Annotated in this window: 25 protein-coding genes; 14 read left to right on the top strand and 11 right to left on the bottom strand. The window is 66.0% G+C overall.

All coding sequences use genetic code 11. The annotated features are described in order from the left end of the window. Nucleotides 1-254: hypothetical protein (locus G559_RS29180; protein ID WP_036997547.1), on the bottom strand; the 254-nt coding region annotated here is incomplete at its 3' end. Between the two features lie 118 nt (nt 255-372). Between G559_RS29180 and G559_RS0121680 the strand changes: the two genes are divergently transcribed. After that, complete coding sequence (locus G559_RS0121680) at nt 373-1146, top strand: crotonase/enoyl-CoA hydratase family protein (protein WP_028630260.1); 774 nt, start codon at nt 373-375, stop codon at nt 1144-1146. Nucleotides 1147-1263: 117 nt separating this feature from the next. Here the strand turns inward: G559_RS0121680 and G559_RS0121685 are convergent, their stop codons facing one another. The 3 genes from G559_RS0121685 to G559_RS0121695 form a co-directional block, all read right to left on the bottom strand. After that, nucleotides 1264-1608, bottom strand: coding sequence for a cupin domain-containing protein (locus G559_RS0121685; RefSeq protein WP_028630261.1), 345 nt, complete (start codon nt 1606-1608; stop codon nt 1264-1266). 75 nt (nt 1609-1683) lie between these two features. Continuing rightward, on the bottom strand, nt 1684-3090 hold the full coding sequence (locus tag G559_RS0121690; RefSeq protein WP_028630262.1) for an NAD(P)/FAD-dependent oxidoreductase: 1407 nt from the start codon (nt 3088-3090) through the stop codon (nt 1684-1686). A gap of 309 nt (nt 3091-3399) precedes the next feature. After that, nucleotides 3400-4176: a helix-turn-helix domain-containing protein gene (locus tag G559_RS0121695; protein WP_394296421.1), complete on the bottom strand. Its 777-nt coding sequence runs from the start codon at nt 4174-4176 to the stop codon at nt 3400-3402. Nucleotides 4177-4430: 254 nt separating this feature from the next. Between G559_RS0121695 and G559_RS0121700 the strand changes: the two genes are divergently transcribed. The 3 genes from G559_RS0121700 (at nt 4431) to G559_RS0121710 (ending at nt 10347) form a co-directional block, all read left to right on the top strand. Continuing rightward, nucleotides 4431-6227 (top strand): DUF1302 domain-containing protein, encoded by a 1797-nt coding sequence (locus G559_RS0121700; protein ID WP_028630264.1) that lies wholly within the window; start codon nt 4431-4433, stop codon nt 6225-6227. 20 nt (nt 6228-6247) lie between these two features. Beyond that, nucleotides 6248-7615 carry a DUF1329 domain-containing protein gene (locus G559_RS0121705; RefSeq protein WP_028630265.1) on the top strand — a complete coding sequence of 456 codons (1368 nt, stop codon included), beginning with the start codon at nt 6248-6250 and terminating at the stop codon, nt 7613-7615. 185 nt (nt 7616-7800) lie between these two features. After that, on the top strand, nt 7801-10347 hold the full coding sequence (locus tag G559_RS0121710; protein ID WP_028630266.1) for a LuxR C-terminal-related transcriptional regulator: 2547 nt from the start codon (nt 7801-7803) through the stop codon (nt 10345-10347). An 8-nt stretch (nt 10348-10355) separates the two neighbouring features. Here G559_RS0121710 and G559_RS0121715 read toward each other — a convergent pair whose 3' ends face one another. Beyond that, nucleotides 10356-11159, bottom strand: a complete 804-nt coding sequence (locus G559_RS0121715) for a SirB1 family protein (protein ID WP_028630267.1) — start codon at nt 11157-11159, stop codon at nt 10356-10358. Between the two features lie 163 nt (nt 11160-11322). Between G559_RS0121715 and G559_RS0121720 the strand changes: the two genes are divergently transcribed. The 4 genes from G559_RS0121720 (at nt 11323) to G559_RS0121735 (ending at nt 15645) form a co-directional block, all read left to right on the top strand. Continuing rightward, complete coding sequence (locus tag G559_RS0121720) at nt 11323-12342, top strand: Leu/Phe/Val dehydrogenase (RefSeq protein WP_028630268.1); 1020 nt, start codon at nt 11323-11325, stop codon at nt 12340-12342. A 92-nt stretch (nt 12343-12434) separates the two neighbouring features. After that, nucleotides 12435-13529 (top strand): pyruvate dehydrogenase (acetyl-transferring) E1 component subunit alpha, encoded by a 1095-nt coding sequence (gene pdhA / locus G559_RS0121725; RefSeq protein ID WP_028630269.1) that lies wholly within the window; start codon nt 12435-12437, stop codon nt 13527-13529. Then, the gene (locus tag G559_RS0121730; RefSeq protein ID WP_028630270.1) at nt 13522-14523 is read left to right on the top strand and encodes an alpha-ketoacid dehydrogenase subunit beta; all 1002 of its coding nucleotides are present in this window, start codon (nt 13522-13524) and stop codon (nt 14521-14523) included. The genes pdhA and G559_RS0121730 overlap by 8 nt, the downstream gene beginning before the upstream one ends. 15 nt (nt 14524-14538) lie before the next feature. After that, nucleotides 14539-15645, top strand: a complete 1107-nt coding sequence (locus G559_RS0121735) for a dihydrolipoamide acetyltransferase family protein (protein WP_028630271.1) — start codon at nt 14539-14541, stop codon at nt 15643-15645. 120 nt (nt 15646-15765) lie between these two features. Here the strand turns inward: G559_RS0121735 and G559_RS0121740 are convergent, their stop codons facing one another. Continuing rightward, nucleotides 15766-16632, bottom strand: coding sequence for a DMT family transporter (locus tag G559_RS0121740; RefSeq protein WP_028630272.1), 867 nt, complete (start codon nt 16630-16632; stop codon nt 15766-15768). Between the two features lie 94 nt (nt 16633-16726). Further along, entirely contained in the window at nt 16727-16879 is a 153-nt protein-coding gene (locus G559_RS30495; protein ID WP_155945752.1) for a hypothetical protein, read from the bottom strand. A 164-nt stretch (nt 16880-17043) separates the two neighbouring features. Here G559_RS30495 and G559_RS0121745 point away from each other — a divergent pair, with 164 nt between their 5' ends. Then, complete coding sequence (locus G559_RS0121745) at nt 17044-17721, top strand: helix-turn-helix domain-containing protein (protein ID WP_028630273.1); 678 nt, start codon at nt 17044-17046, stop codon at nt 17719-17721. On the opposite strand, the gene G559_RS0121750 is transcribed toward G559_RS0121745, so the two are convergent. Both G559_RS0121750 and G559_RS0121755 read right to left on the bottom strand, forming a co-directional pair. Further along, nucleotides 17704-18600, bottom strand: coding sequence for a sterol desaturase family protein (locus G559_RS0121750; protein WP_028630274.1), 897 nt, complete (start codon nt 18598-18600; stop codon nt 17704-17706). The genes G559_RS0121745 and G559_RS0121750 overlap by 18 nt on opposite strands. 145 nt (nt 18601-18745) lie before the next feature. Next, nucleotides 18746-19009 (bottom strand): YebG family protein, encoded by a 264-nt coding sequence (locus G559_RS0121755; RefSeq protein ID WP_028630275.1) that lies wholly within the window; start codon nt 19007-19009, stop codon nt 18746-18748. 294 nt (nt 19010-19303) lie between these two features. On the opposite strand from G559_RS0121755, the gene G559_RS0121760 reads away from it, so the two are divergent. Beyond that, complete coding sequence (locus tag G559_RS0121760) at nt 19304-19795, top strand: phosphate-starvation-inducible protein PsiE (RefSeq protein WP_028630276.1); 492 nt, start codon at nt 19304-19306, stop codon at nt 19793-19795. A gap of 22 nt (nt 19796-19817) precedes the next feature. Here G559_RS0121760 and G559_RS0121765 read toward each other — a convergent pair whose 3' ends face one another. Beyond that, nucleotides 19818-20129, bottom strand: a complete 312-nt coding sequence (locus G559_RS0121765; RefSeq protein ID WP_028630277.1) for a DUF3509 domain-containing protein — start codon at nt 20127-20129, stop codon at nt 19818-19820. A 247-nt stretch (nt 20130-20376) separates the two neighbouring features. On the opposite strand from G559_RS0121765, the gene G559_RS0121770 reads away from it, so the two are divergent. From G559_RS0121770 to G559_RS29185, 4 genes are all read left to right on the top strand, one after another. After that, nucleotides 20377-20673: a DUF3649 domain-containing protein gene (locus G559_RS0121770; protein WP_028630278.1), complete on the top strand. Its 297-nt coding sequence runs from the start codon at nt 20377-20379 to the stop codon at nt 20671-20673. After that, nucleotides 20670-22193 (top strand): PepSY-associated TM helix domain-containing protein, encoded by a 1524-nt coding sequence (locus tag G559_RS0121775; protein WP_028630279.1) that lies wholly within the window; start codon nt 20670-20672, stop codon nt 22191-22193. The genes G559_RS0121770 and G559_RS0121775 overlap by 4 nt, the downstream gene beginning before the upstream one ends. Then, a complete protein-coding gene (locus G559_RS0121780; RefSeq protein ID WP_081668136.1) occupies nt 22193-22516 on the top strand; it encodes a DUF3325 domain-containing protein in 324 nt (107 codons plus the stop codon). Before G559_RS0121775 ends, G559_RS0121780 begins: the two co-directional genes overlap by 1 nt. 87 nt (nt 22517-22603) lie before the next feature. Beyond that, entirely contained in the window at nt 22604-23113 is a 510-nt protein-coding gene (locus tag G559_RS29185) for a DUF3016 domain-containing protein (protein ID WP_036997709.1), read from the top strand. 199 nt (nt 23114-23312) lie between these two features. Here the strand turns inward: G559_RS29185 and G559_RS0121790 are convergent, their stop codons facing one another. Then, nucleotides 23313-25850, bottom strand: a complete 2538-nt coding sequence (locus G559_RS0121790; protein ID WP_081668137.1) for a TonB-dependent receptor — start codon at nt 25848-25850, stop codon at nt 23313-23315. Between the last annotated feature and the right edge of the window lie 9 nt (nt 25851-25859).

The following is a 25859-nucleotide window of genomic DNA, read 5'->3' on the forward strand; positions in this document are numbered from 1 at the left end:
AAACCATCCTGGCCCGCTTCATACACCACGACCACTCTGGCGGACGCCGGCAACGCCCAGAGCGCGCGCGTCTCCGCGATCGTTTGCACCACCTGCTCCAGGCGCGCCAGGGGCTGCGGTGCGTCGACTGTCTTCAGCCGGGGGTTGCGCCGGGCATCGCTCAGCGCCACTTTCCAACTGGCCTTGGCCAACTCCAGCGCCACTGCCAGGACCGGTTCATTCGCACTATGCTGTTCAACGTAGGCCGTTCGCATGTCGATTCCTCCTCTGGGCCAAACCTTCTATCCCCCGGATTAAGAATCGGCGTGCGGGCGGCCTTTGCATAGGATCTACAGAAAAAGCAGTTCTTCATTTCCACCCCCAGGAGCCCCCATGAACGTAAGAGTCGAGAAGAACGGTCCGGTCACCACGTTGATCATCGACCGGCCCGACGTGCGTAACGCCGTCGACCGGCCCACGGCTGACGCACTGGCAGCGGCGCTGCGGGCGTTCGAGGTGGACGAGGAAGCGCGTGTCGCTGTGCTCACCGGGGCTGGCGGCACCTTCTGTGCCGGTGCCGACCTGGGGGCGGTGGCCGAGGACGGTGCGCGGCGCAATCGCCTTGATCCCGAGGGCGATGGGCCCATGGGGCCGAGCCGGATGCAACTGCAGAAACCACTGATCGCCGCCGTCGAAGGCCATGCCGTGGCCGGTGGGCTGGAGCTGGCGCTGTTGGCGGATATGCGGGTGATGGCCGAGGACGCGGTGTTCGGCGTGTTCTGCCGCCGCTTTGGTGTGCCACTGATCGACGGCGGCACTGTGCGTTTGCCGCGAGTCATCGGTCAGGGGCGGGCGCTGGACCTGATTCTCACCGGGCGTCCGGTAAAGGCCCAGGAGGCTTTGGCCATGGGGCTGGCCAACCGGGTGGTGCCGAAGGGTGAAGCCCGTGCGGCGGCCGAGGAACTGGCCCACGCCATTGCTGCATTCCCGCTGCGGTGCATGCTCGCTGATCGTGCCAGCGCCTATGCCCAGTGGGACTTGCCGTTCGAGGAGGCCCTTGCCAATGAATTCGCGGGTGGGATGAAGGTTATCCACAGCGGCGAGACGCTGGCCGGTGCCCGATCCTTCAAAGCGGGGCAGGGGCGGCACGGGCGATTCGACGATTGATTCCGTAGGTTGCAGCGGGCGGCGTTTCGCAAGCGCGAGGCGAAACTCCTTCGGCAGAACTTCGTTCTGCTTGGCGAATGAGTTGGCCCCTGCAGCGCATGAAGGGGCGAAAGTTCGTCAGCGCGAAATGATCACGTACGTCTTGCGCAGGGTCTCCTTCACATCCCAGATGCCCAGGCTGTTGGCCGGCAGCAGCAGGGCGTCGCCGGCGTTGATTTCGATGGGCTCGCCGCCATCGGGGGTGAAGGTGCAGCGGCCATGGGTGAAGTGGCAGAACTCCTGCTCGACGATCTGCCGGCGGAAGCGGCCGGGGCTGCATTCCCAGATGCCGGTTTCCACGCCGTCGGTGCGCTCCACCGAGTGCACGCGAGTCTGCGGCACGGGTTCGCCGACGGGCACGGGTACCGGGTTCGGTTCGGACAGGGGCAGGTCGTGGGTGTTCTTCAGCAAAGTGGCTTTCATGTTGTTGGCTCCGCAAATGCCTGGATGTAGGAGCGAGCTCTGCTCGCGAACGGGTGAGATTGGATTTCGTGCGGCTCAGCGCATCAGGCCTTCCATCAGGTTGGCCAGCTTCTGCGCCATGGCACGGCGCCAGGGCGCACTGTGGGGGTTGGCCAGCACCCGGTCTTCGTGGACGAAGCTGCGGATGATCGCGTTGTAGCCGAGCCAGCGGCAGGGCTCGGGCTCCCAGGCGCTCAGGCGGTCCAGCGGGCCATCGCCCAGCACCCAGGGCTGGCGGGTGAGCAGGGTCTCCTTGCCGAGGATCAGGTCGGCCAGGGTGCGCCCGCCCAGGTTGCTGGCGCCAACACCTTCGCCGCCGTAACCGCCGGAGAGGGCGATGCCGTTGTTGCGGTCAACCAGCATGTGCGGATGGAAGCGCCGCGCCATGCCCAGGTTGCCGCCCCAGCTGTGGGTGATGCGCACGTTGCGTAGCTGCGGGAAGAGCTCGCCGAGCAGGTAGCGGCGCAAGTCGACCTCGTCAACGCTGAGCTGGAAGTCCTCCCGTAGCCGACCGCCGAAGCGGTAGCCGCCGCGCGCGCCAAAGGCCAGGCGGTTGTCGGCGGTGCGTTGTGCATACGTGACCTGGCGGCTGCTCTCGCTGAACGCCTGGCCATGCTCCAGGCCGATTTCCGCCCACTGGGCGTCGCTCAGCGGTTCGGTGGCGATCAGCAGGCTCTGCACCGGCAACTGGTACTTGCCGAGCGGCGGCAGGCTGGCGGCATAGCCTTCGATGGCGGGCACCACCCAATGGGCCTTGATCTCGCCCTGGGGGGTGCGTACCAGACCCGGCTGCCAATGGGTGGCGGGGCTCTGCTCGAACAGCTGCACACCCATGCGTTCCACCGCTTCTGCCAGGCCGCGCACCAGGCGCGCTGGCTGGATGGTCGCGCAGTGCGGGGTATGGATGCCGCCGTAGGGATTGGCCACACGCAACTGGCCGTTCAGTTCCTCGGGGCTCAGCCAGCGGTAGTCGGCTTCGCTCAGGCCCTCGGCATGCAGGTCCGCCAACTGCTCGCGCAGGCGCTTCTCCTGTTCCGGGTAGCGTGCGGCGCAGTAGAGGATGCCGGCCTTGCGGTAGTGGCAGTCGATACCTTCACGCTCCAGCACCTCGGCTACTTCATCGGGAATGCCATGGAGCAGGTCGAAGGAGGCCTTGCGCACCTCGGCGGGCAGCGATGCCAGGGCGCGGTCCTCGCCCAGCAGGTTGCCCATCAGCCAGCCACCGTTGCGGCCGCTGGCACCGAAGCCGGCGAACTGCGCCTCGACCATGGCGATCCTCAGCTCGGGGGCCTGGCGCTTCAGGTAGTAGGCCGTCCACAGCCCGGTGTAGCCGGCGCCGATGATCGCCACATCCACCTCCAGCGAGCCGGACAGCGACGGTCGTGGCTTGAGGTCCTCATCGAGCTGGTCCATCCACAGGCTGATTTCGCGCCAGTTCTGCATAGGCAGGTCCCCGGTCAAAGGTTGTCATGACGGGCAAGGCTAGAGGGTGGCGGTGCGCTTGTCGTGTGCGCGGGCACGCTGGGAATGCGAGGGCGCGGCGGTCTGGATGACGGTTGTAGGGGCGAATTCATTCGCTATGTCTGCGTTAGCTGTTGCGAGAGATCTACCATCGGGCCAAGAGCCTTGTAGGAGCTGGCTTGCCAGCGAAACGCGGCCATTCGCTGGCAAGCCAGCTCCTACGGGCAATGCAGCTGCCCCATCGCCTCGGTAGGGGCCGGCTTTCGGCCTGCAGGGTGAATGAATCCGTCCCTACAGTAGCTGCTTGAGGTAGGCCTTGGGCGACAGGCCGGTGTGCTGGCGAAAGCAGCGGTAGAAGGCCGAGAGCGAGTTGAAGCCAGCGCTGAAGGCGAGTTCGTCGATGCGCACGGGCGGCACGGCGGTTTCCAGCAGCCTGAGCAGGTGCTCCAGTCGCGCCTGGTTGACGTATTGGTAGAAGCTCTGCCCAAGCATCTGGTTCAGCAGGTAGGAAATCTGGTTGCGGGTGTAACCGGTGGCGCCGGCGACCTGGTGCAGGTCCAGCGCGGGATCAAGGTAGGGCTTGGAGCGCTGGAAGTATTCCTCGATATCCCGCGCCAGCATGCCCAGCTGCCGCGCCGAAAGACCCAGGCGGCTGGCCGCTGGCCGCTGCGACGGGTGCTTGCTGGTCTGCGAGGCGGGTTGAACCAGCAGGGCGTACTCGTTGATTCGCCAGATCAAGCCGTCGCGCACGGTGATGGCTTCGCTGGCGCGGAAGGTACCGCCGCCGGCGACGCTGATGGCGTACTGGATGAAGGCCGTGTCGCCGTCGATGCGGATGCGGTCGTTGTGTTCGAGGAAATCGTCCGGGCCGGTGGGCATGGTGGCCTGGAGGTAATCCCGCAGGTCTTCGCGGCGCATGCAGCGGTTCTGGAAGAAGTCGTTGTATTCCACCTCGGGGTGGTAGAGCGCTAATACGGCTTCGATGTCACGGGCTTTCCAGCTCAGGTGGTAACGCGTCACCACATCACGGGTGGCGTCGGTCTGCGGGTCGGGGAGGGCGTCTTGCATGGTCATGGTCGGTCAGGGCGGTGGGACCCGCTCAGGATGCCTCAGTCAGCGGCCCTGAGGTAGTGAGCGGCAGAAGTTCCATCCATGTTCTGGATGATGCGCTATGCAGGGCGTCCATCAGGGTGCGCCAGGCGGCATTGCAGAGCGCGGATTCACTCTTTCGAGCGACAGGATGAATCCCTCCTTGGTGCGCTTATCGCCTGCACGGGTGACTGGTTAGGGTTGTGCCTTCCTTCACTAACCAGGAAAGCCGCATGACAAGAACAACAATGCGCGCAGTTTTCCGGCCGCACGCGCTGGCCGCCGCAGTCGCCATGGGATTCGCCGCCCAGGCTCACGCGGTCTCCTTCAACATCGGCGAGATCGAGGGGCAATTCGACTCCTCGCTGTCGGTGGGCGCGAGCTGGTCCATGCGCGGTGCCGATCCAGACCTGATCAGCGTCAACAACGGGGGCAAGGGGCAGTCTTCGACCGGCGATGACGGTCGCCTCAACTTCAAGAAGGGCGAGACCTTCTCGAAAATCTTCAAGGGTATCCATGACCTCGAACTGAAGTACGGCGATACCGGTGTGTTCGTCCGTGGCAAGTACTGGTACGACTTCGAGCTGAAGGATGAGAGCCGCCTGTTCAAGGACATCAGCGACCACAACCGCAAGGAAGGTTCCAAGTCCTCGGGGGCTCAGCTACTCGATGCGTTCATCTATCACAACTACGCCATCGCCGACCTGCCGGGCAGCGTGCGGCTGGGCAAGCAGGTGGTGAGCTGGGGTGAAAGCACCTTCATCGGCAACAGCATCAACTCGATCAACCCGATCGACGTGTCCGCATTCCGCCGCCCTGGTGCAGAGCTCAAGGAAGGTCTGATTCCGGTCAACATGTTCTACGTGTCCCAGAGCCTGACCGACAACCTGTCCGCCGAGGCCTTCTATCAACTGGAGTGGGACCAGACTGTCCTCGACAACTGCGGCACCTTTTTCGCCACGTCCGATGTGGCGGCTGACGGTTGCGACACCGGCTACACCGTGGGCAGCCCGGCCATCGCGCCATTGCAGCCCATCGCGGCGGCGTTCGGCCAGGGTTTTGACGTTACCTCCGAAGGCGTGATCCTGCCGCGTGGTGGCGACCGTGACGCCCGTGACGGCGGCCAGTTCGGTACGGCCCTGCGCTGGCTGGGCGACGAGACCGAGTACGGCGCGTACTTCATGAACTACCACAGCCGCACACCCTTGGTGGGCACCACCACCGCCAGCGCCGCAACCCTGGCGGCGATTCCCGGCATCGTCGCCACCGCCAATGGCATTGTCCCGGGTAGCGGAGCCGGCCTGGCCCAGAGCACCCTGCTCGGCAATGGCCAGTACTACCTGGAGTACCCGGAAGACATCCAGCTCTACGGCCTGAGTTTTTCCACCACGCTACCCACCGGAACGGCCTGGAGCGGCGAGCTGAGCTATCGCCCCAACGCGCCGGTGCAGTTGAACACCACCGACATGACCCTGGCCCTGGTCAACCCCATCGCCGGCGGCGCGGCCTCGCCCATTGCCACCCGCCCCGGTGCCGACAACACCGGCTACAAGCGCAAGGAAATCACCCAGGTACAGACCACCCTGACCCACTTCATCGACCAGGTGATGGGCGCGGACCGCCTGACCCTGGTGGGTGAAATCGGTGTGGTGCATGTCGGCGGCCTGGAGTCGACTCGCGAGCTGCGCTACGGCCGCGACTCGATCTACGGCGCCTACGGTTTCGGCGGCGACACCCACGGTTTCGTCACCAGCACCTCCTGGGGCTACCGCACCCGTGCCGTGCTCGACTACAGCAACGCGATTGCCGGCATCAACCTGCGGCCCAACCTCGCCTGGTCCCACGACGTCGACGGCTACGGCCCCAACGGTCTGTTCAACGAAGGCGCCAAGGCACTGAGCATCGGCGTCGATGCCGACTACCAGAACACCTACACCGCGAGCCTCAGTTACACCGACTTCTTCGGCGGCAAGTACAACACGCTGGTAGACCGTGACTTCCTCGCGGTCAGCTTCGGCGTGAACTTCTGAGGGGCAAAGGGAACATGAAGATGCGCAAGACGATCCTGAAATGCGGCGCCCTGGCGCTGTCCCTGCTGGCCGCCAACGTGATGGCGGCGGTATCCGCCGATGAGGCGGCGAAACTCGGCACCAGCCTGACCCCACTGGGCGCGGAGAAGGCCGGCAATGCCGATGGCAGCATTCCCGAGTGGAGCGGTGGCCTCGGCAAGAACGCCGGTGCGGTGGATGCCAAGGGCTTCCTCGCCGACCCGTTCGCCAGCGAAAAGCCGTTGTTCACCATCACCGCGGCCAACGTCGAGCAGTACAAGGACAAACTCTCCGACGGCCAGGTGGCGATGCTCAAGCGCTACCCCGACACCTACCGCATTCCGGTCTACCCGACCCATCGCACGGTCGCCGTGCCGCCGGCGGTGTACGAAGCGGCGAAGAAGAGCGCGCTCAACGTGCAGCCGATCAACGATGGCAACGGCCTGTCCAACTTCACCGCCAGCCGCTACTACGCCTTCCCCATCCCGAAGAACGGCGTGGAAGTGATCTGGAACCACATCACCCGTTACCGTGGCGGCAACCTGCGGCGGATCATCACCCAGGCGACCCCCCAGGTGAACGGCTCCTACACGCCGATCCGCTTCGAGGAAGAAGTGGCCGTACCCCAGGAGATGCCGGACCTGCCGGCGGCCAAGGGCGAGAACGTGCTGCTCTACTTCAAGCAGCAGGTCACCGCGCCGTCGCGCCTGGCCGGTAACGTGCTGCTGGTCCACGAGACCCTGGACCAGGTCAAGGAGCCGCGCCTGGCGTGGATCTACAACGCCGGCCAGCGCCGGGTGCGCCGCGCCCCGCAGGTCGCCTACGACGGCCCGGGCACCGCCGCGGACGGCCTGCGCACCTCGGACAACTTCGACATGTTCTCCGGCGCGCCAGACCGCTACGACTGGAAGCTGGTGGGCAAGAAGGAGATGTACATCCCCTACAACAGCTACAAGCTGGATTCGCCGCAGCTCAAGTACGACGACGTGATCAAGGCAGGGCACATCAACCAGGACCTGACGCGTTACGAGCTGCACCGCGTGTGGGAGGTGGTCGCCACCGTGAAGCCGGGCGAGCGCCACATCTACGCCAAGCGCCACATGTTCATCGACGAAGACAGCTGGCAGGTGGCGCTGGTGGATCACTACGACGGTCGCGGCCAGCTCTGGCGCGTCGCCGAAGGGCATGCCCAGTTCTACTACCACCAGCAGGTTCCGGCCTACACCCTGGAAGCCCTGTACGACATCGTCGCCGGCCGCTACCTGGCCCTGGGCATGAAGAACGAAGAGAAGCACAGCTTCGAATTCGGCTTCGTCGGCAAGGCGGCCGACTACACCCCGGCGGCGCTGCGTAACGCCGGAGTACGCTGAGCAACCGGCGCACAGGGATGTGCGCCAGGCAAGGCATGTGATTGCACTACTCCAGAACCTGGCGGCCGTTGGCCGCCTTTTTTATGGCGCTGGATCAGGGCTTTGAATGATCCTTCATAAAGCTCGAGATAGAGGCCTAGGGTGTGGATTCAGGTCGCCCCCACAAGAACAAAAGGCACACCCGGATGTCTGCCATGAGCCGCTTCGAAACCTTTGCCCACCTGCCCCGTCTGCCGGCGTTGCATGCCCCGCGTCCACGCCTGTGCGAGCGCCTGCTCGCTTCCACGTCACGCCTGCGTCTGCTCTGCGCGCCCGCTGGCAGCGGCAAGAGCGTCCTGCTGATGGAGTGCGCGGCACGCCGCCCGAGCGATTGCACGGTACATTGGCTGCCCCTGGGGGGACGGGAACGAACGGTCGCCGAGTTCTGCGCAATGTTGGCGGACGCCCTGGGAATCGCGGTTGCGGATGAAGAGGGCCTGGTGCGTGCATTGGCTGCCTGGAACACGCCCACCTGGTTGATGCTGGATGACTACTGTCGTCGGCCCAACGCTGAGCTCGATGCCTGCCTGGATCGTTTACTGAATGCCAGCAGTTCGTCCGTGAGCTGGTGGCTCAGCGGTCGTCGCCGTCCTTCCTGCAATTTGCCGCGCCTGTTGATCGACGGCGAACTGCTGGAGTTGGACGCCAACGCCCTGGCCTTCGAGCGCGGTGAATTGCTCAAGCTGCTCGCCCAATCACCCCTGGACTGGCCCGGCGATGCCGCCAGTCGGCTGCTGGAAAGTACCGGCGGTTGGTGCGCGGGCCTGCGCATGGCCTTGCTCGAACCACCGGAGTGGGGCTTTGCCGAGTACGGCAGCGGTATCGGCCATTCCGCCACATTGGCGGCGTACCTCGACCATGAACTGTTTTCCAGCCTCGACGCCGAGCAGATCGAGGCCTGGCATGCGTTGGTGCATTTGCCGCGTTTCAACGCGGCGCTCTGCGACCACCTGTTCGGCAACCGAGCAGGCGCTGTGTTGCTGCGAGATCTGCAGGCGCTGGGCAGCTTCATCGAACCGTTGGCCGAGCAACCCGGCTGGTTCCGCGTGTTTGCACCGCTGGCCAGCAAGATGCGGGCACGGGATGCACAGGCCGGTCGCGGCTGGCACCTGCGCGCCTGCCAGTGGTTTGCCGCGCAGGGTGAATGGCAGACCGCCGTCGAACATGCACTGGAAGCCGGCCAGCCGGAAGCCGCCGTCAGCCTGCTGCAGCATCTGGGCGTCGAACATTTGTTCCAGGGACGCAACGTTGCCTTGCTGCTGCGCCTGAATCGGGAAGTCGACGAAAACCTGCTGCTGGTTTCGCCCCATTGCATGCGCATGCTGGCCGGCGCGTTGCTGTTCTCCGGGCAACTGGACGAGGCGGCGGCCTGTATCGCCGAACAGGCGCGCTTCCTGCCGCAGCCGGATGCAGCATCGCAGCAGGCACTGGTGGCGTACTGGCAGGCGCAGTACGGGTTGCTGGCGCACCTGCAGGGCGACTCCCCCGGTGCCCGCCTGCACCTGCGCGAGGCGCTGGACGTCTTGCCCGAATCTGCCTGGGAACAGAGCCTGATCTGCTACTCCGGCCTTACCCAGCAGGCGTTGCTGGACGGCAAGCTGGACGATGCCCAGGGCCTCAATCGCGAGGCCCTGCTGTTGGCGCGCAGTCATGGCAACCTGCTGATGGAGGCGTTTCTCGAACTGGACCATGCGCAGATCCTCGAACATCGAGGCGCATTGCTGCGTGCCGACGCGGTGCTTGAGCGGGCGCAGGACTTCCTGGCGCCCCAGGCGCGGCTGGCCAGCCCGCTGCTCGGCCGCCTGGCGCTGCGGCGCGGCCGCCTCGCCTTGCGCCAGGGCAACGACGAACGGGCCCGCGAGCATTACCAGTACGGCTTGCAAGAGGCCCGCAGTTGCGGCGACTACCGTGCCCTCTTCGGATTCCTCGGCCTGGCCACGCTGGATGCTAACCGCCGAGCGTTCGATTCGGCCTTCGATCGTCTGCGGGAAGCCGAGCGCCTGATGCAGATGCGTCATATCCCCGAGCGCGTCTACCGCGCGGTGTTGCTGCAAGTCAGTAGCAGCCTGCTGCTGATGCAAGGGCGCAGTGGCCAGGCGCGTCATGCGCTGTTGCGGGTGCTCAAGCATTTCCGTGGCGAGCATGCGGTGCAGGCGCCACCGGCGACCCTCGACCTGATTCCACGCATCGAATGGCACCTCGCCCTGGCCGAGCTTTACGAGGGGGAGGTGTTCAACGCCCGGCAGCGCCTGCTCGGGCAGTTGCACAAAGCCCGCGAGGCCGGCATGCCGGCGCTGGAAGTCGAGATTCACGTAGCGTTGGCCGAATGCGAGTACCTGGCCGGCGACCTCGACACGGCCGCGACCCAGCTACGCGATGGCCTGACCCTGGCCAACCAGATCAACCTGCAGCAGCCGCTGCGCGAGCTGCAATTGCGTCAACCGGACATGCTCAGGGCCCTGGGCATGGAGGACGGCGATGACGCTGTCGAGGGCGCCGTTGGGCCACTCAGCCAGCGCGAGCTGGAAGTCCTCGGGTTGATCGCTCAAGGCAGTTCCAACCAGGAAATCGCCGAACGCCTGTTCATCTCGCTGCACACCGTGAAGACCCACGCCCGACGCATCAACGGCAAGCTGGGGGTGAAGCGGCGGACCCAGGCGGTGGCGCACGCCAAGTCATTGGGGCTGATGTAAATCCGGACTCAGTGCAGCGGCTGGACATGCCCCAGCCGACGCAGGCGCTGGGCCAGTTGCAGGTGCTGGGCGGGGTTGTCGCAGAGCAGCAGGGCGCGCTCCAGGTCATAGCGTTCCGCCTGGGGGCAATCCAGGCGCTGGTAGATGTCGGCACGCGCCAGGTGGTCGTGCATGTTTGGCGGGCCGAGCAACAGCACGCGCTCAGCGTCCTTCAGCGCGGCCAGGGACTCGCCCGCTTCCAGGTGCAGCATGCGCAGGTTGCGCGACAGGCGCTGGATCATTTCCCGTGCGCTGGCGGTTTGCAGGTGCGCGGCCTGGAGTTCGGCCTGTGGACCCTGCACCCGCACCAGCAGGTCGCGGCAGTCGCGGGTGTAGAGGCGGCGTCCGCTGCACGGGTCGAGCAGGTGGTCGGCGCCCGGCACGCGCAGCAGGAAGTGGCCGGGGAAACTGACGCCGGACAGCGGAATGCCCAATCGGGCGGCCAGCTCCAGGGCGATCAGCGCCAGGGATAGCGGTTGTCCGCGTCGCCGCGTCAGCACCTGGGGCAGTAGCGCAGCGTGCGGGCGCAGGGGCGTGTCGTCGTCCTCATGGAAGTCCAGCTCATTCAGGCGCCGCAGCAGGGGTTGGGCCAGCTCCGCTGGCGCCAGGTTCGGCAGGCCGGCGGCCACCAGCTGGAGCAGACCGCCGAAATCCCGCAGCACCTGCTCCGGGTCGAGGCGAGGGTCATGCTCGGCGGCAATCCACAGGGCCGACTCCAGCATCGCCGGAGGGTCGCGTTCGAGGCAGGCTAGACAGCGTTGGCGCGGATCCATGGGCATCTCCGAAGGGTTGATTCCTTGTAGCCAACTGGTTGATTTTCGTCCAGTAGTGGCACCCGCCGTGGTTATCTCGGCACCTCGGCTTATGCCCGGATACGAGGGGGCGGACGGCGAAGCTCGGCCTATACTGGCCCTAACGTCAGGAAGGGAGCCCGCCATGTTCGCCATGATGGAAAACGCCCGGCTGGAGGCGCTGCACCTCGCCAACGATCCTGTCACCGGACTCAAGGCCATCATCGCCATCCACAACACTCGCCTCGGTCCGGCCCTTGGCGGTTGCCGATACCTCGCCTATCCCGATGATGAAAGCGCCATCCGCGATGCCATCCGCCTCGCCCAGGGCATGAGCTACAAGGCCGCCCTGGCCGGTCTCGACCAGGGGGGCGGCAAGGCGGTGATCATCCGGTCGGCCCACGTGAATGACCGTGCTGCGCTGTTCGAAGCCTTCGGGCGCATGATCGAGTCCCTGGGCGGCCGCTACATCACCGCCGTGGACAGCGGCACGTCCAGTGCCGACATGGACTGCATCGCCCAGCAGACCAGCCATGTCACCAGCACCACCGCCGCTGGCGACCCCTCGCCGCACACCGCGCTCGGGGTCTTCGCCGGTATCCGTGCCACCGCCCATGCGCGCCTCGGCAGCGATGACCTGGAAGGCCTGCGCGTTGCCGTGCAGGGCCTCGGCCATGTGGGCTATGCCCTGGCTGAACAGCTCCATGCAGTGGGCGCCGAACTGCTGGTCAGCGACCTCGACACCGGCCGCGTGCAACTGGCAATAGAGCAACTGGGCGCCCAACCGGTGGCGGCCGACGCCTTCCTCACCACCCCGTGTGACATCCTTGCGCCGTGCGGCCTCGGCGGCATTCTCAATGCCCAGACCGTGGGCCAGTTGCGTTGCGCGGCGGTGGCTGGAGCGGCCAATAACCAGCTCGCCAGTTCCGAGATCGCCGACGAGATGGAAGCGCGCGGCATCCTTTATGCGCCGGACTACGTGATCAACTCCGGCGGGCTCATCTACGTCGCCCTCAAGCACAAGGGCGCCGGTTTGCCGGCGATCACCGCGCACCTGTCGCGGATCAGCCAGCGCCTCACCGAGATCTACGCGCACGCCCAGGCCGACAAGCGATCCCCCGCACGGGTCGCCGACGCCCTGGCCGAGCGCCTGTTGTTCGGCTGAACGGCCGCCAACCAGCGGCCCGGCCCGTTAGCTCCCGGAGCCACAAGCCCCGGGCCCTGTGCAGGCACCCAAAAGGTGTAAGGAGAATTGCCATGTCCAACCGGATCGAACTGCCCTACACGCGCGTCCTCGACCCCGAGGGACGGCTGGTCGGCGAACTGCCGGCCTGGGCCGACGACTTCAACCTGCTCACCGACCTCTACCGCCGCATGGTGCTGACCCGCCTCTTCGACCAGAAGGCGGTGGCCCTGCAGCGTACCGGCCGTATCGGCACCTACGCGCCGACCCTGGGCCAGGAAGCCATCGGCGTCGCCATCGGCAGCCTGATGCGTGGTGAAGACGTGCTGGTGCCCTACTACCGCGACACCGCCGTGCAACTGATGCGCGGCGTGCGCATGGAAGAAATCCTCCTCTACTGGGGCGGCGACGAACGCGGCAGCGACTTCCAGGACCCGCGCTCGAAAGAGGACTTCCCCATCTGCGTACCCATCGCCACCCAGGCCCTGCATGCCTGCGGCGTAGCCACCGCAATCAAGATCCGCGGCCAGCACCGCGCGGTGGTGACCACCTGCGGGGATGGCGCCACCAGCAAGGGTGACTTCCTCGAAGCCCTCAACGTGGCCGGTGCCTGGCAGTTGCCGGTGCTTTTCGTGGTGAACAACAACCAGTGGGCGATCTCGGTGCCCCGGCGTATCCAGAGCGGCGCGCCGACCCTGGCGCAGAAGGCCATCGGCGCCGGCTTCCATGGCGAACAGGTGGACGGCAACGACGTGCTGGCCGTCTACGACCGCGTGCAATGGGCGCTCGACCGTGCTCGCCACGGCAAGGGGCCGGTCCTGCTGGAGTGCATCAGCTACCGCCTGGGGGATCACACCACCGCCGACGATGCCACCCGCTACCGCAGCGCCGAGGAGGTCAAGGCCGCCTGGCAGGAAGAGCCGATCAAGCGCCTGCAGGCTTTCCTGGCTGGCCACCGGGTCTGGGACGAAGGCCGCGAGCAGGCACTGATCGCCGACTGCCAGCGCCAGGTGCAGGCGGCTGTGGATAACTTCGAGACGATTGGCACCCAACCGGTGGACTCGGTGCTCGACCACGTCTACGCCCGCTGGCCGGCTGCACTGGGCGATCAGCGGGAAATGCTGATGGAACGGGTCGCCCGTCGCGAAGAAGGAGGTCGCCATGAGTAACCTCAACGCCACCACGGAAAAACGTGCCCTGCTGGAAGCCGTGAACATGGCCCTGCACCGCGCCATGCAGGAAGACGAGAACGTCGTCATCCTCGGCGAGGATGTGGGCATCAACGGCGGCGTGTTCCGCGCCACCCTCGGCCTGCGCGACCGCTTCGGCTTCAAGCGGGTGATCGACACCCCGCTGGCGGAAACCATGATCGCTGGCCTGGCTGTTGGTATGGCCGCCCAGGGCCTGAAACCGGTGATGGAAATCCAGTTCCTCGGCTTCATCTACGCCGCCATGGAACACCTGGTGTCCCACGCCAGCCGCATCCGTTGCCGCACCCGTGGCCGGTTGACCTGCCCGATGGTGCTGCGCAGCCCCATGGGCGCCGGCATCCGCGCGCCGGAGCACCACAGCGAAAGCACCGAAGCGCTGTTCGCCCACATCCCCGGCCTGCGCGTGGTCATCCCGTCCTCGCCGGCGCGGGCCTATGGCCTGCTGCTGGCGGCCATCGATGACCCGGACCCGGTGATCTTCCTCGAACCTACCCGGCTCTATCGGATGAACCCGCAACCGATCATCGACGATGGCAAGCGCCTGCCCCTGGACAGCTGCTTCACCCTGCGCGAGGGCTCGGACATCACCCTGATCAGTTGGGGCGCCAGCGTTCATGAAACCCTGCAGGCAGCCGCACGTCTGGAAGAACAGGGCGTGTCGGTCGAAGTGATAGACGTCGCCTGCATCAAGCCGCTGGACCTCGACACCCTGGAAGCCTCGGTGCGCAAGACCGGTCGCTGCGTGATCGTCCATGAGGCTCCGCGCAGCTGCGGGGTGGGCGCGGAGATCGCCGCCAGCCTCTACGAGCGCGCGCTGCTCGACCTGCAGGCGCCGATCCAGCGGGTCACCGCGCCGGACATACCGCCGCCGCTGTATCGCCTGGAACAGCTCTATTTCCCCAGCCCCGAGGACATCCTCGCGGCCTGCGACCTGGTGCTGAACTACGCCTGAGACGAGGAGCGTACGATGAAATACTTCAAACTGCCCGACCTGGGCGAAGGCCTGCAGGAAGCGGAAATCGTCCAGTGGCACGTGAAGGCGGGGGACAACGTCAGGGCCGACCAACTGCTCGTCTCGGTGGAAACCGCCAAGGCCCTGGTGGACATTCCGGCGCCCCACGATGGCGTAGTGGCGAAGACCTTCGGCAAGGAAGGCGACATCCTCCACGTCGGCGAACCACTGCTCGGCTATGAGGGCGAGGACGCTGACGCCGGCACCGTAGTGGGTCGCCTGGAAGGCGGCGGCAATGCCCAGGCCGACCGCTTCTTCGTCGGCGCCGCACCCTCCACCCGCGAACACCTGGCGCCGCGCGCCACCCCGGCGGTGCGCCAACTGGCCCGGCAGGTGGGGGTGGAGCTGGCAGCCCTGGCCGGCTCAGGCCCTGATGGCCTGGTCACCCGCGCCGATGTGGAGCAGGCCGCGCAAACGGCCCGTGACAGCTTCGGTGGCGAACGGTTGCGCGGCGTGCGTCGCAGCATGGCGATCAACATGGCGCGTTCCCACGCCGAAGTGGTGCCGGTGACCATCTTCGGCGATGCCGACCTGCACCGCTGGCCGGAAGCCCGCGATCCGCTGATCCGCCTGGGCAAGGCCATCGCCGCGGCCTGCGAGGTGGAGCCGATCCTCAACAGTTGGTTCGACGGCCGCGCGCTGTCCATCCGCCAGCACGACAAGCTCGACCTCGGCATCGCCGTCGACACGCCGGATGGGCTCTTCGTGCCGGTGCTGCGTAATGTCGGTGGGCGCAGCGCGGAGGACCTGAAGGAGGGCATGGCGCGGCTGCGGGCGGACGTGAAAGCGCGCTCGATCCCGCCGCAGGAAATGATGGGCGCCACCATTACGCTGTCCAACTTCGGCACCCTGTTCGGCCGCTACGCCAACCCGGTGGTGGTGCCGCCCCAGGTGGCGATCATCGGCGCCGGCGGCATCCGCGACGAGGTGGTGGCCTGGCAGGGCAAGGTGGAAATCCACCCGGTGCTGCCGCTGTCGCTGACCTTCGACCACCGGGCGGTAACCGGTGGCGAGGCGGCGCGGTTCCTCAAGGCGCTGGTGCAGGCATTGGAGCTGCCGTAAGGCAAGAGGCGGGCAGGCCTGCGGCCTGCATGGCGAATGAATTCGCCTCTACAGGGCTGTGCCAAAGATCGGCTTGGAGTCCCCTCTCCCTTTTCCGGGAGAGGGGCTGGGACGCGGGCCTCAGCCGCTCCGGCTGCCCACGCCGAACACCAGCACCAGTCCCGCCAGTATCCCGCCCATCCCGGCCAGGCCAAGGGGCGCCAGGGCGTTGCCGAGGAAGAGGTAGTCCATCCCCGCCGTTACCACGGGCACCAGGTAGAACAGGCTGGTGACGTTCACCAGATTGCCCGCCTGCATCAGCCGATAGAGCAGCAGCTGTGCCACCACCGAGATCACCAGCGCCAGCCACAGCAAGGGAATGGCGAAGTCCAGGGTCGCCTCGAAGTGGAAGGGCTTGTAAGGCACCAGGAGCAGGCAGGCCAGCAGGCTGGCGCCGTATTGCACGGGCAACAGTTGCATGGGCGATTGCTGCAAGCCTTTCTGCAGGATGGCGCCGACGGTCATGCTGCCCAGCGAGGCGAGGGCGTAGATCAGCCCAAGGCTGGTCACCTGCGCCTTGCCGATGCTCTGCCACACCAGCAGCACCAGCCCGCCAAGGGCGATGCCCAGGCCCAACAGGCGCGCCAGGGGAAAGCGTCGTTCCAGCACCACCAGCGTGAGGATCGGCTGCACCCCGAGCAGTGCGGCGAGCACGCCGGGGGTGATGCCGTTATCCAGCGCCAGCAGGTAGCAGATGGTGTAGCCGCCGATCAGCAGCAGGCCGATGCCCGCCACTTTCAAGCGGCTGCCGCGCTCCGGTAGCCCCTGGCCGCGCCAGTTGCACAGCAGCAACAGGGTGGCGAAGGCCAGGGCGAAGCGCAGGGTGAGGAAGGCGAAGGGCGAGGCGTGGTCCAGGCCCAGCCGGGCGAAGATCGCGCCACTGCTCCACAGCAGCACGAATAGCGAAGTCGAGGCAGTCGCGCCCCAGACGGATTTGTCCAACGTCATGAATGTTCACCTGTCAGTGAGCAGCAACAGGCTCCGGCGTGTGCGAACGCGGACCGAAAGTGGTCAGGGCCGGAGCGGTATCAGCGGCTGGTGATCAGCCGAGCAGCACGTACGGGGGCGGCGGCGGGAAGCCGGCACGCACGGCAGGCGGCGGTGCGACAGGTGGGGACATCGGTGACAGGCAGGCGCGCACGCGGGCACCGACAGGATCGGTGGTCATCGCGGTATGGGCGCTTGCGTTGGGCATCTGGGATTCGCCAAAGGTGGTGGGCCCCGGGTGGGGACCTCGGAAAACTAGACCTTCTTCGCAGGGGCGTCAATTACCGTTCGGGGGTGAACTGGGCGTGCTTGCCGTGGGGCATCCATTGGCGCTATTGATGCCTGCCTCGATCCTGGCTCGGAGCCGGCACCGTGACTGACTCGCCCTGGCAAGGAGCCCTCTGGCTGGCCCGTGACTACTGTTTGATCGCAGGCGCCAGCGGAGCCACCCGCCCCCATGCTCACTACGCCCATCAGGCGCTGCTGGCGCTGGAGGCGCCCGTGCGCCTGACGGTGGACGGGCAGCCAGTGAGCGGGCAGATGGTGCTGCTGGAGTCGATGCGGGTGCATGCGCTGGAGGATGCCTGCCAGCCCATGGTGACGGTCTACGCCGAACCGCTGGCGTTCAGCTTCGAGAGTCTCCGTTCTGCGCTGGATGGCGCCGAGCCCGGTTTGCAGGCATTGGCCGATCGGTTGCGCGCTGCACCCAGGCGCGTCATGGACCCGCGTATCGCCCGGGCGCTGGAGGCGGTCGATCAGTTGCTGACGGAGAAGGTCAGTGCCGTGGCCGTGGCGCGTCAGGCCTGCCTTTCTCTCAGCCAGCTCGAGCGGCTGTTCGGCGAGCAGGTCGGGCTTTCGGTCCGGCGTCTGGTGCTCTGGCGTCGCCTGCGTCTTGCACTGGCATTGGCCATGGCCGGAGAGCCGTTGACCCACGCGGCGCATGCGGCGGGGTTTGCGGACGCCGCGCACTTTTCTCGGACGGTACGCAGCACCTTCGGTGTGCGTGCCGACCGAACCTTGCGCAATCTGCGGCTAAGGCTGTTGGAGTAGGGCATCCGGGGTAGTCGGAGATGTCCCCTCCGGGCCTTGCGGCAAGAAAGGGGCGGCCAACTGGGCCAGGTAGGTATCCGGGTAGTCGGGCCGCCCACCGATGCCCAGATCGTCGCTGCTCATGCGGTAGTGCGGATGGTAGAAGGCGGTCCCGAGCAGCCTGTCCCAGAAACTGAAGAACAGGGCGAAGTTCACGTCCCCGGCCTTGCCGTACTTCATGTGGTGGAAGCGGTGCACGGGAGCCCAGGCGAAGAGATGGCGCAATGCGCCGAGGCGCATGTCGACGTTGCTGTGCTGGAGCAGTAACTGGATGGCGATGGCGAAGGCCAGCAGCGCGGCGACGTGTTCCGGCATGCCGAGCATCAGCAGCGGGGCGGTGCCCGCCAGGGCTTCCAGCGTCTGATGGAGCGGATGCTTCATCAGGCCGTTGAATCCGTACATCCGCCGCACGCTGTGATGCACCGCATGCAGGCGCCAGAGCACTGTCAGGCGGTGGCTGAGCAGGTGCATGAGCGTGATCCCCAGGTCCGCCACCGATACGGCGATCAGCAGCTGCAACCAGAGGGGCCAGGCATCGGGCCACAGGCCAGAGGTTGGGATAAGGGAGGCGGTGAACGGAATGGCCAGCAGCCCAAGGCCGGCCAACCCTTCATTGACGCTTGCGTGCAGGACATCCCGCCAGCGATCGCGATGGTCCTGGTTCCATTCCCGCCGGTAGGGCAACCAGGCTTCGGCCGCGAAGGAGAGGGCGATCGCACTGGCGAGCAGCACCAGCAGCCAGACCGGCTGCCCCGGATGCCAACTGCTCAGCCAGAGTGAGTGCGCGATGAAGCCGAAGAAAAAAACCGGGGCATAGAGTCGGGCAATGAGAATACGCATGGGGCACTCCTGATAGGGGGTGTCCCAGCATCGGTTCGACGCCACAGGCGGGCTTGAAAAAACGGCGCAAAGTCGGTCCGCGTCGCGGATGGTTGCGAGTGGAGCCCTGAGCCTCATGGGGGCAGTCGGGGCTCCCCAGGCAGCGTTACTCGGCGTTGCCGGCCAGCTCCAGTTCAGCCAGTGCATCCGGCTGATTCTTGAAGGCGCGGGCGAAGGTATCGCGGTGCTTGGCCATGAATATGCCGATGTCTTCCACCTGCTGTTCGCTCAGCGAGGGCACCGCTTTTTGCAGGACTTCGGCCAGGGACTCGGCCAGCTCGAGCATCTTGTCGTATCGATCGGCTTCGGCCTTATCCATGAACAGGCGCTCCGGATCGCGGCTGCTGCGGTACACCACTTCGACGGCCATTCATCACCCCTCACCTTTGATAATTGGGTTAATAATACTGGATGTGCGTACAGTATTCGGAATGATGGCAAATGGAAATAGCCCGTAGGAAATTTCCACTTGCCCACCGACGTCAGCCCGCGCTGCGGATCGGCCTTGATTCCGCTGGAGCCCAAGCATAGCCGTTGCCCGGGCCACGCACGGGCTGCGACAACCTGCCTCGTGGCGCAAGGCCCGTTGCGGCCCTCATCCTGCATAACTCCCCTGTCACTTTCGCCCGGCACCATCGGGCCCGTCGTACCAAGGAGCTGTATCGTGAAGATCAACTGGGCTGAAGCGTTGCGCGAAAACGTGCATGGCCTGGCCGAATCGCTGGGCAATCTCCTCGTGGAGAGCTTCCACTACCTGGCGCTGTTCGCCATCGGCGGGATCACCGCCTGGGCCGCGGTTGTGGCGTTTCTGGGGATGGTGGAGAAGGGGCACATCACGGTCGATGACATTCTGCTGCTGTTCATCTACCTCGAACTGGGTGCCATGGTCGGCATCTACTTCAAGACCAACCACATGCCGGTGCGCTTCCTGATCTATGTGGCGATCACCGCGCTGACCCGCCTGCTGATTTCCGATGTCTCGCATCACCACCGGCCGGATCTGGGCGTGGTGTATGTCTCTGGAGCCATTTTGCTGCTGGCCCTGGCGATCCTTGTGGTGCGGTTCGCGTCTTCGCGCTTCCCTTCGGTGCAGATCGATGCCCCGCCGCGTCGGCAGCGCCTGCGTCGTCAGATCGAGGCGGAAGGCGAGGCCTGACCCCATGCACGGATAGCGTGCATCAGATGCGCGCTATCTGTGCGGCGTTGACCCGCCCCGTGCGCACCGGCGCCACATGGCCGCCGGTCATGCTGGTGAGCAATTCCCCCACCTTGTGACCATTCTCGATGGCGATGCCCAGGCGGACGCTTTCGATTACCCGCTGCAGGCGTACCGGGTCATTGCGCTGAGCCGCGCTGATCATGCGCCGCGCCACCACGCCGCGTTCGTTGGTCAGGGTCAGCATGATGCTGCCGTCCGGGCTTACGAGACTGAGGTTGACCCGGTATTCGGCCTGGAAAGCGTCGGTGAGGATCTGGAATGGGTTGTACATGGCCTGTCACCTGATTGGTCGAGCGATGAGTCGATGGACGCCAGGAGATGTGCAAAGTTCGAACCGCAATGACCGGTGGGCCGACCAGCTGTCGCGCATAGCCTGATCCGGGTCGTTCCCTGTGGACCGATAGAATTTCTCTGTTGCAATTCGCATGCGCATGTAAATAATTCTCAGTTTATTTCTGAGAATTCCTCTTGCGCGTCGGAACACTTCCGCCGGGAACGTCCTTGACCAAGGAACTAACGTGAGCAAAGCCAAGACTTCCACGCGCTGGGACGTGACCGCGCGGGTGCTGGCGGCAATCCTCGGCGGTTATGCCGCGGCCTATGCCGCCACAGCGTTCCTGACCGTCTATCTGCCGCTGGTGCGCAGTGACCGGGTGGTGTTCGCCAGCCTGTCCTGCTTCGCCGTCTACACCCTCGCCATCCTCTATGCCTTCGCGGCGCGTTCGGCCTTGCGCGCTTGGCTGGTGCTGGCCGGGCTGACGGCACTGATGGCCCTGGCGGCCTACCTGCCCAGCGATTTCGGAGTACGACCATGAGCCTGCGCCAATCCATGGCGGGACTGCACACCTGGGGCGGGCTGCTGCCGTCCTGGCTGCTCTTCGTCATCTTCTTCGCCGGCAGCATCGCCTGCTTCGACAAGGAGCTGGAGCGCTGGATGCGCCCAGCGCTGCACGAGCCCTCAAGCCACAGCATGACCGTCGACCAGGTGCGCGAGGCCATGCTGGCCAAGGCGCCGGACGCCCATGCCATCTGGATCCGCCCGCCGAGCGAGCGCGAACCCTTCTACTGGGCCGGTTACGAGCCGGCCGACGAAAGCGAGTTCGTGCGCTTCGCCCTCGACCCGGCAACCGGCGAGGCGATGCCGGAAACCGTGGGTGGGCTGTTCTTCTTCACCCTGCACTACGACCTCAACGCCGGCATGATCGGCATGTACATCGTGGCCATCGCCGCGATGTTCATGCTGGTGGCGCTGATCAGCGGCATCATCATCCACCGCCGCATCTTCAAGGACTTCTTCACCCTGCGCCCGGACGCCAACGGCCAGCGCGCCTGGCTGGACGCCCACAACCTGTTCGGTGTGGTGGGGTTGCCGTTCCACCTGCTTATCGCCTACACGGGCCTGGCGATCTTCGTCGTCTTCTACATGCCCGCTGGCATCCAGCTGGCCTACAAGGGCAACGCGGAAGCGTTCTTCAACGACACCATGGGTGCCTACCACCGCGAGGCGGTGAAGCGCCCCGCACCGCCGGCAACCTCGCTTGATGGCCTGGTGGCCGATGCCCATCGTCGCTGGGGCGGCAACGAAACCGGCTGGATCAGCGTGCACCATCCGGGCGACGCTGCAGCGGTGGTGGACATCCGCCGCTACGACCGTTCCGGCATCGTCGACTTCCAGTGGACGCTGTCCTACGACGCCGCCAGCGGCGAACTGCTCCACGAACAGAAGCCCTATAGCCCGGGCTACCAGAGCTACGCCTGGCTGACCAACCTGCACATGGCGCAGTTTGGCGGGCAGATCGTCCGTGCCCTCTACCTGCTGCTCGGCCTGATGGGCTGCGCCATGCTGGTAGCCGGCCTGCAGGTCTGGCTGCGCAAGCGTGAGACGCGCGGCGGCTACGGCATCGGCCTGGTGCGTGCCCTGAACGGCGCGGTGGTGGGCGGCCTGCCGGTCGCCAGCCTGGGCCTGCTCTACGGCAACCGCCTGCTGCCGGCCGGCATGGCCGAGCGCGCCAGCGCGGAAACCTGGGTTTTCGTGGGTGTCTGGCTGCTGGTGGCGGCTTGGGCGGTGCTGCGCCGCAACAGCGGCAAGGTCGCCCGCGACGTGCTCGCCGTCGTGACTGTCCTGGCCCTGGGCCTGCCGCTGCTCAATGCTCTGGTCACGCCCGAAGGCAGCCTGCTGGCGACGCTGGCACGCGGCGATTGGGATATGGCCGGTATCGACCTGGTACTGCTGGCATCTGGCGCCCTCTGCGGCTTGCTGGCCTGGCGACGCTCGCAACCGCAGGTGGCGAAGGCGCCCCGCGTGCGCCGTCGCCTGGTGGAGGAGAGCGCTTGATGCTGGTCCTCGGTTTTGCCTTCTGCTACCTGGCCATGACCGGCCTGGCGCTGGCCATGTCGCGCCAGCACAAGCTGGTTTTCAGCGGTGCCCCGAGTGAGTCGCGCATCCGTTTGCTGCGGATGGGCGCGGTGTTCGCCATGCTGCTTGCCCTGGCCCTGAGCATCGCCCAGTTGGGCGGCGAGATCGGCAGTGTGATCTGGCTTTGCCAACTGATGCTGGCCGGCCTGCTGCTGGTGGCGCTGCTGGCCTGGCAGACCCGCTGGGTGCTGCCGCTGGTTGGCCTGTTGCCGCTGGGGGGCGGTGTACTGGCGCTGGTCTGAACCGTCCGACTGGAGCCGCTTCGCGTTCGCATTGACGGGCGTACACTGAATCTGGCGGTGCCCCGCATCACCGTCAGGAGGTGTTCCATGCGACCCACGTCGCCCCTCATCGTGCTGGCCCTGTTGATCCTGTCCCCGAGTGCGCTGGCATCCACCACCGAGGTCAGCTTCACCCACCCGGAGAAGTACAGCGACGCGCGTCTGTACCGCGATTACGGCCGGGGCGCGGATGACGTCGTGCTGAAGGACCTCAAGGCGCATATCGAGAAACTCGGCAAGCGCTACCTGCAGCCCGGACAGACCCTCAAGGTCGACATCCTCGACATCGACCTGGCCGGCCGGTACGAACCCTGGCGGGTGAACTTCCAGGATGTGCGCTTCATGCGTGAAGTGACCTGGCCCAGGATCAAGCTGCACTACAGCCTGGAGCAGGACGGCAAGCCCCTGGTCAGCCGCGATGCCACGGTGATTGACCAGTCCTACCTGCAACACGGCAACTACTACTTCAGCAACGACCGCCTGCGTTACGAGAAAACCATGCTGGACGACTGGTTCCGCTGGAACATCGGACCGAAGGACAAGACGGTGTCGTATTGAGGGGCCATGAGGCGGACCTGCGGCCCGCTTGGCGAATGAATTCGCCCCTGCCGGGCTGTGCCGAAAGTCCGTAGCCCGGATGAAATCCGGGAGCGAGGGTGGGGTCATTCCCGGATTGCATCCGGGCTACCGTTCCTGTGTAGAAGGTGAACCGGGCGTCACCCCTCTCCCGTCAGGAAGAGGGGTTGGGGGAGAGGGTTTAGAACTCCACGCTGTAGCTCAGGCTGTAGGTACGGCCACGGCCGTGGTAGTCGAACAGGTCGGCGGGGATGTTGGCGCTGTAGAACACTTGGGCGCGCTGACCCCAGACGGTGGTGTAGTCCTTGTCCAGCAGGTTCTGGATGCCGAAGTTGAGGGTGCCCACCGGCAGGACCTGGCTGCCCAGGAGGTCGAAGGTCGTATAGCCGTCGATCTTGTGGTCGTTTCCGTCGAACTGGCCACTGGCGAGGACGTTGCCGTCGTCGGAGAGGTTGAAGGTACGCACACCCTGCAGGCGCAGGCTGGTGTCGTCGTCACGCCAGCCGACGAAGGCGGTCAGTTTGGAGGGGCTGGCGGCGGTCACGTCCTGTTTCTGCCAGCGGTCGTCGATCTTCTGTTGCGAGCGGATTGCCAGCGCGCTGGTGCCCACCTGCCAGTTCTCGGTCAGCCAGTAGTTGGCCTGACCTTCCAGGCCGTAGTTGCGCTTCTTGTTGTCCAACTGCTCCACCAGCAGGGTGGTGCGGTTGTAGGTGATGCTCTTGTCGGACCAGGCATAGAAGGCTGCCAACTGGGCATCCAGGCTGCCGTCGTAGTGGCGCCAGCCGAGTTCCACCTGCTTGGTCTTGATGCCGTCGAGGGCCGAGTCCTCGACATTCACGCCTCTCTGCAGCATCCAATGGCCGTTGACCGGCGCGGCGGAGTAGGTGCCCTGGCCGTAGTACTTGGCCGGGTCGGGCAGCTCGAAGCCTTCGGAGTAGTTGGCCCAGACCTGCTGGGCCTTGTTCAGCTTGTAGACGGCACCGAAGTTGTAGAGGTCGACCTGGTAGTCCTTCTCGCCGCCGGGAATGGCGTCGGCGCTGGTGCCGTTGCCCTTGCTGATCTGGATCTGCTGGGCCGCCGCGACGAAGTCGCCGACATCATTGTTGGTGCGCTGGCGACGCACGCCGCCGGACAGGGTGAGGGCGTCGGTGGCGCGCCAGCTGCCCTGGGCGAACAGCGAGTTGCTGTCGGTGTCGATGCCGGGGTAGCGGCCGACCTTGGCGTATTCGTCGGCCACCAGGCCACCGGTCTGGGCGGCGGTGTTCAGGTCGAACAGCGCCTGGTCTGCGTCGAAGCTTTCGCGCTCGATGTCCGCGCCATAGGTCAGGGTGAAACGGTCCCATTCCTTCACCAGAACGGCTTTCAGCCCGTAGTAGTCGGTGTCCTGCTGGGAGGCGGAGTAATAGGAGCGGGCAGGGTTGATCGCGCCGGTGCCGGTGAAGGCGATGCTCGGGTAGGGCTGGAAGGCCATTTCCTCGCTGCGGTAGTACGCCTGCAGGTAGAGGTCGTGGCCGAGCGTTTCGGGGGCGTGGTAGGTGGCGTTGACCTGCTGGCGCTCGGTGCGCGGCTCACGGTCGAAGCTGGCGCCGCCTTCGATCTCGAAGGGTTCCAGGCCGCGCAGGCCACGGAAGTCGCGGCCGAGGTCGACGCCCTTGTCACCGTCGTAACCGGAGTCGTACCACTGGGCACCCAGGCTCAGGCTGTGGCCGTTGGCGAAGGCGAAGTCGAGGCTGCCCATGACATCCACCGACTGGTTGTACTGCAGGTCGGTCTGGGTGATGTCGAGCATCACCTGGTCGCCGCTGCCATCGTAGGCGGCGCCGTTCTTCTGGTAGGCGACCGAGGCGCGGCCCTTGATCTGCTCACTGCCACCGCTGACGGATTGGGCGACGCGCCAGTCGTGGTCCTGGCTGGTCTCGAAGCCGCTGCGCAGACCCACCTCACTGTTGAAGCGCGCCGGGCCTGACTCGCCCTTTTTGGTGACGATGTTGATGATGCCGCCGGTGGCGCCACCGCCGTAGACCGCGCTGGCGCCGGAGAGCACTTCGATGCGTTCGACGTTGAACGGGTCGATGGAGTCGAACTGGCGGCTGATGCCACGGGAGCTGTTCAGGGAGACGCCGTCGATCATCACCAGGGCGCTACGGCCGCGCATGTTCTGGCCGTAGTTGGTGCGGCCCTGTGGGCCGATGTCGAGGCCGGGAATCAACTGGCCCAGGGCTTCCTTGAAGGGCACGCCACCTTTGGTCTGCTCCTGCAGCTGAGGGGCGTCGATGATCCAGACGGTGCCTGGCAGCTCGCTGATGCTGGTCGGCGCGCGGGAGCCGATCACGACCTGACGGTCCACTTCGATGGCCGCGCCGCTGGACTGCAGGCTGTAGCCGCCGTCCTGAGCCACGGCCTGCAGGCCGCTACCGGCCAGCAGTTGGCGCAGGCCCTCGTCGACGCCGTACTGACCGTGCAGGCCCTGGGTCTGGCGGCCCGCGGTCAGCTCGGGGCTGAAGGACAGCAGCACGCCGGCTTCGCGGCCGAATTGGTTGAGCGCCGACTCCAGCGGGCCTGCGGGAATGTCGAACGCCTGGCGCTGGCTTTCGGCGCTGATTTCCAGGCTGGCGGCAAAGGTCGGCGCGGGCAGGACGGCGGCCAGGCCCAAGCCCAGCATCAGGGCGCGGGCAAGGGGCGTGCGGGGGAAGGTACGAAGGCGTTGCGGGGACTGCATGGCGGCGTC

It is taken from the genome of Metapseudomonas resinovorans DSM 21078, from assembly GCF_000423545.1.
GTDB classification, from domain to species: Bacteria; Pseudomonadota; Gammaproteobacteria; order Pseudomonadales; family Pseudomonadaceae; genus Metapseudomonas; species Metapseudomonas resinovorans.

Bases quoted from the DNA above. Each gene is read 5' to 3' on its own strand.
- G559_RS0121680 (WP_028630260.1), top strand. From the start codon at position 373: ATGAACGTAAGAGTCGAGAAGAACGGTCCGGTCACCACGTTGATCATC.
- G559_RS0121685 (WP_028630261.1), bottom strand. From the start codon at position 1,608: ATGAAAGCCACTTTGCTGAAGAACACCCACGACCTGCCCCTGTCCGAA.
- G559_RS0121690 (WP_028630262.1), bottom strand. From the start codon at position 3,090: ATGCAGAACTGGCGCGAAATCAGCCTGTGGATGGACCAGCTCGATGAG.
- G559_RS0121695 (WP_394296421.1), bottom strand. From the start codon at position 4,176: ATGCAAGACGCCCTCCCCGACCCGCAGACCGACGCCACCCGTGATGTG.
- G559_RS0121700 (WP_028630264.1), top strand. From the start codon at position 4,431: ATGACAAGAACAACAATGCGCGCAGTTTTCCGGCCGCACGCGCTGGCC.
- G559_RS0121705 (WP_028630265.1), top strand. From the start codon at position 6,248: ATGCGCAAGACGATCCTGAAATGCGGCGCCCTGGCGCTGTCCCTGCTG.
- G559_RS0121710 (WP_028630266.1), top strand. From the start codon at position 7,801: ATGTCTGCCATGAGCCGCTTCGAAACCTTTGCCCACCTGCCCCGTCTG.
- G559_RS0121715 (WP_028630267.1), bottom strand. From the start codon at position 11,159: ATGGATCCGCGCCAACGCTGTCTAGCCTGCCTCGAACGCGACCCTCCG.
- G559_RS0121720 (WP_028630268.1), top strand. From the start codon at position 11,323: ATGTTCGCCATGATGGAAAACGCCCGGCTGGAGGCGCTGCACCTCGCC.
- pdhA (WP_028630269.1), top strand. From the start codon at position 12,435: ATGTCCAACCGGATCGAACTGCCCTACACGCGCGTCCTCGACCCCGAG.
- G559_RS0121730 (WP_028630270.1), top strand. From the start codon at position 13,522: ATGAGTAACCTCAACGCCACCACGGAAAAACGTGCCCTGCTGGAAGCC.
- G559_RS0121735 (WP_028630271.1), top strand. From the start codon at position 14,539: ATGAAATACTTCAAACTGCCCGACCTGGGCGAAGGCCTGCAGGAAGCG.
- G559_RS0121740 (WP_028630272.1), bottom strand. From the start codon at position 16,632: ATGACGTTGGACAAATCCGTCTGGGGCGCGACTGCCTCGACTTCGCTA.
- G559_RS30495 (WP_155945752.1), bottom strand. From the start codon at position 16,879: ATGCCCAACGCAAGCGCCCATACCGCGATGACCACCGATCCTGTCGGT.
- G559_RS0121750 (WP_028630274.1), bottom strand. From the start codon at position 18,600: ATGCGTATTCTCATTGCCCGACTCTATGCCCCGGTTTTTTTCTTCGGC.
- G559_RS0121755 (WP_028630275.1), bottom strand. From the start codon at position 19,009: ATGGCCGTCGAAGTGGTGTACCGCAGCAGCCGCGATCCGGAGCGCCTG.
- G559_RS0121765 (WP_028630277.1), bottom strand. From the start codon at position 20,129: ATGTACAACCCATTCCAGATCCTCACCGACGCTTTCCAGGCCGAATAC.
- G559_RS0121775 (WP_028630279.1), top strand. From the start codon at position 20,670: ATGAGCCTGCGCCAATCCATGGCGGGACTGCACACCTGGGGCGGGCTG.
- G559_RS0121780 (WP_081668136.1), top strand. From the start codon at position 22,193: ATGCTGGTCCTCGGTTTTGCCTTCTGCTACCTGGCCATGACCGGCCTG.
- G559_RS29185 (WP_036997709.1), top strand. From the start codon at position 22,604: ATGCGACCCACGTCGCCCCTCATCGTGCTGGCCCTGTTGATCCTGTCC.
- G559_RS0121790 (WP_081668137.1), bottom strand. From the start codon at position 25,850: ATGCAGTCCCCGCAACGCCTTCGTACCTTCCCCCGCACGCCCCTTGCC.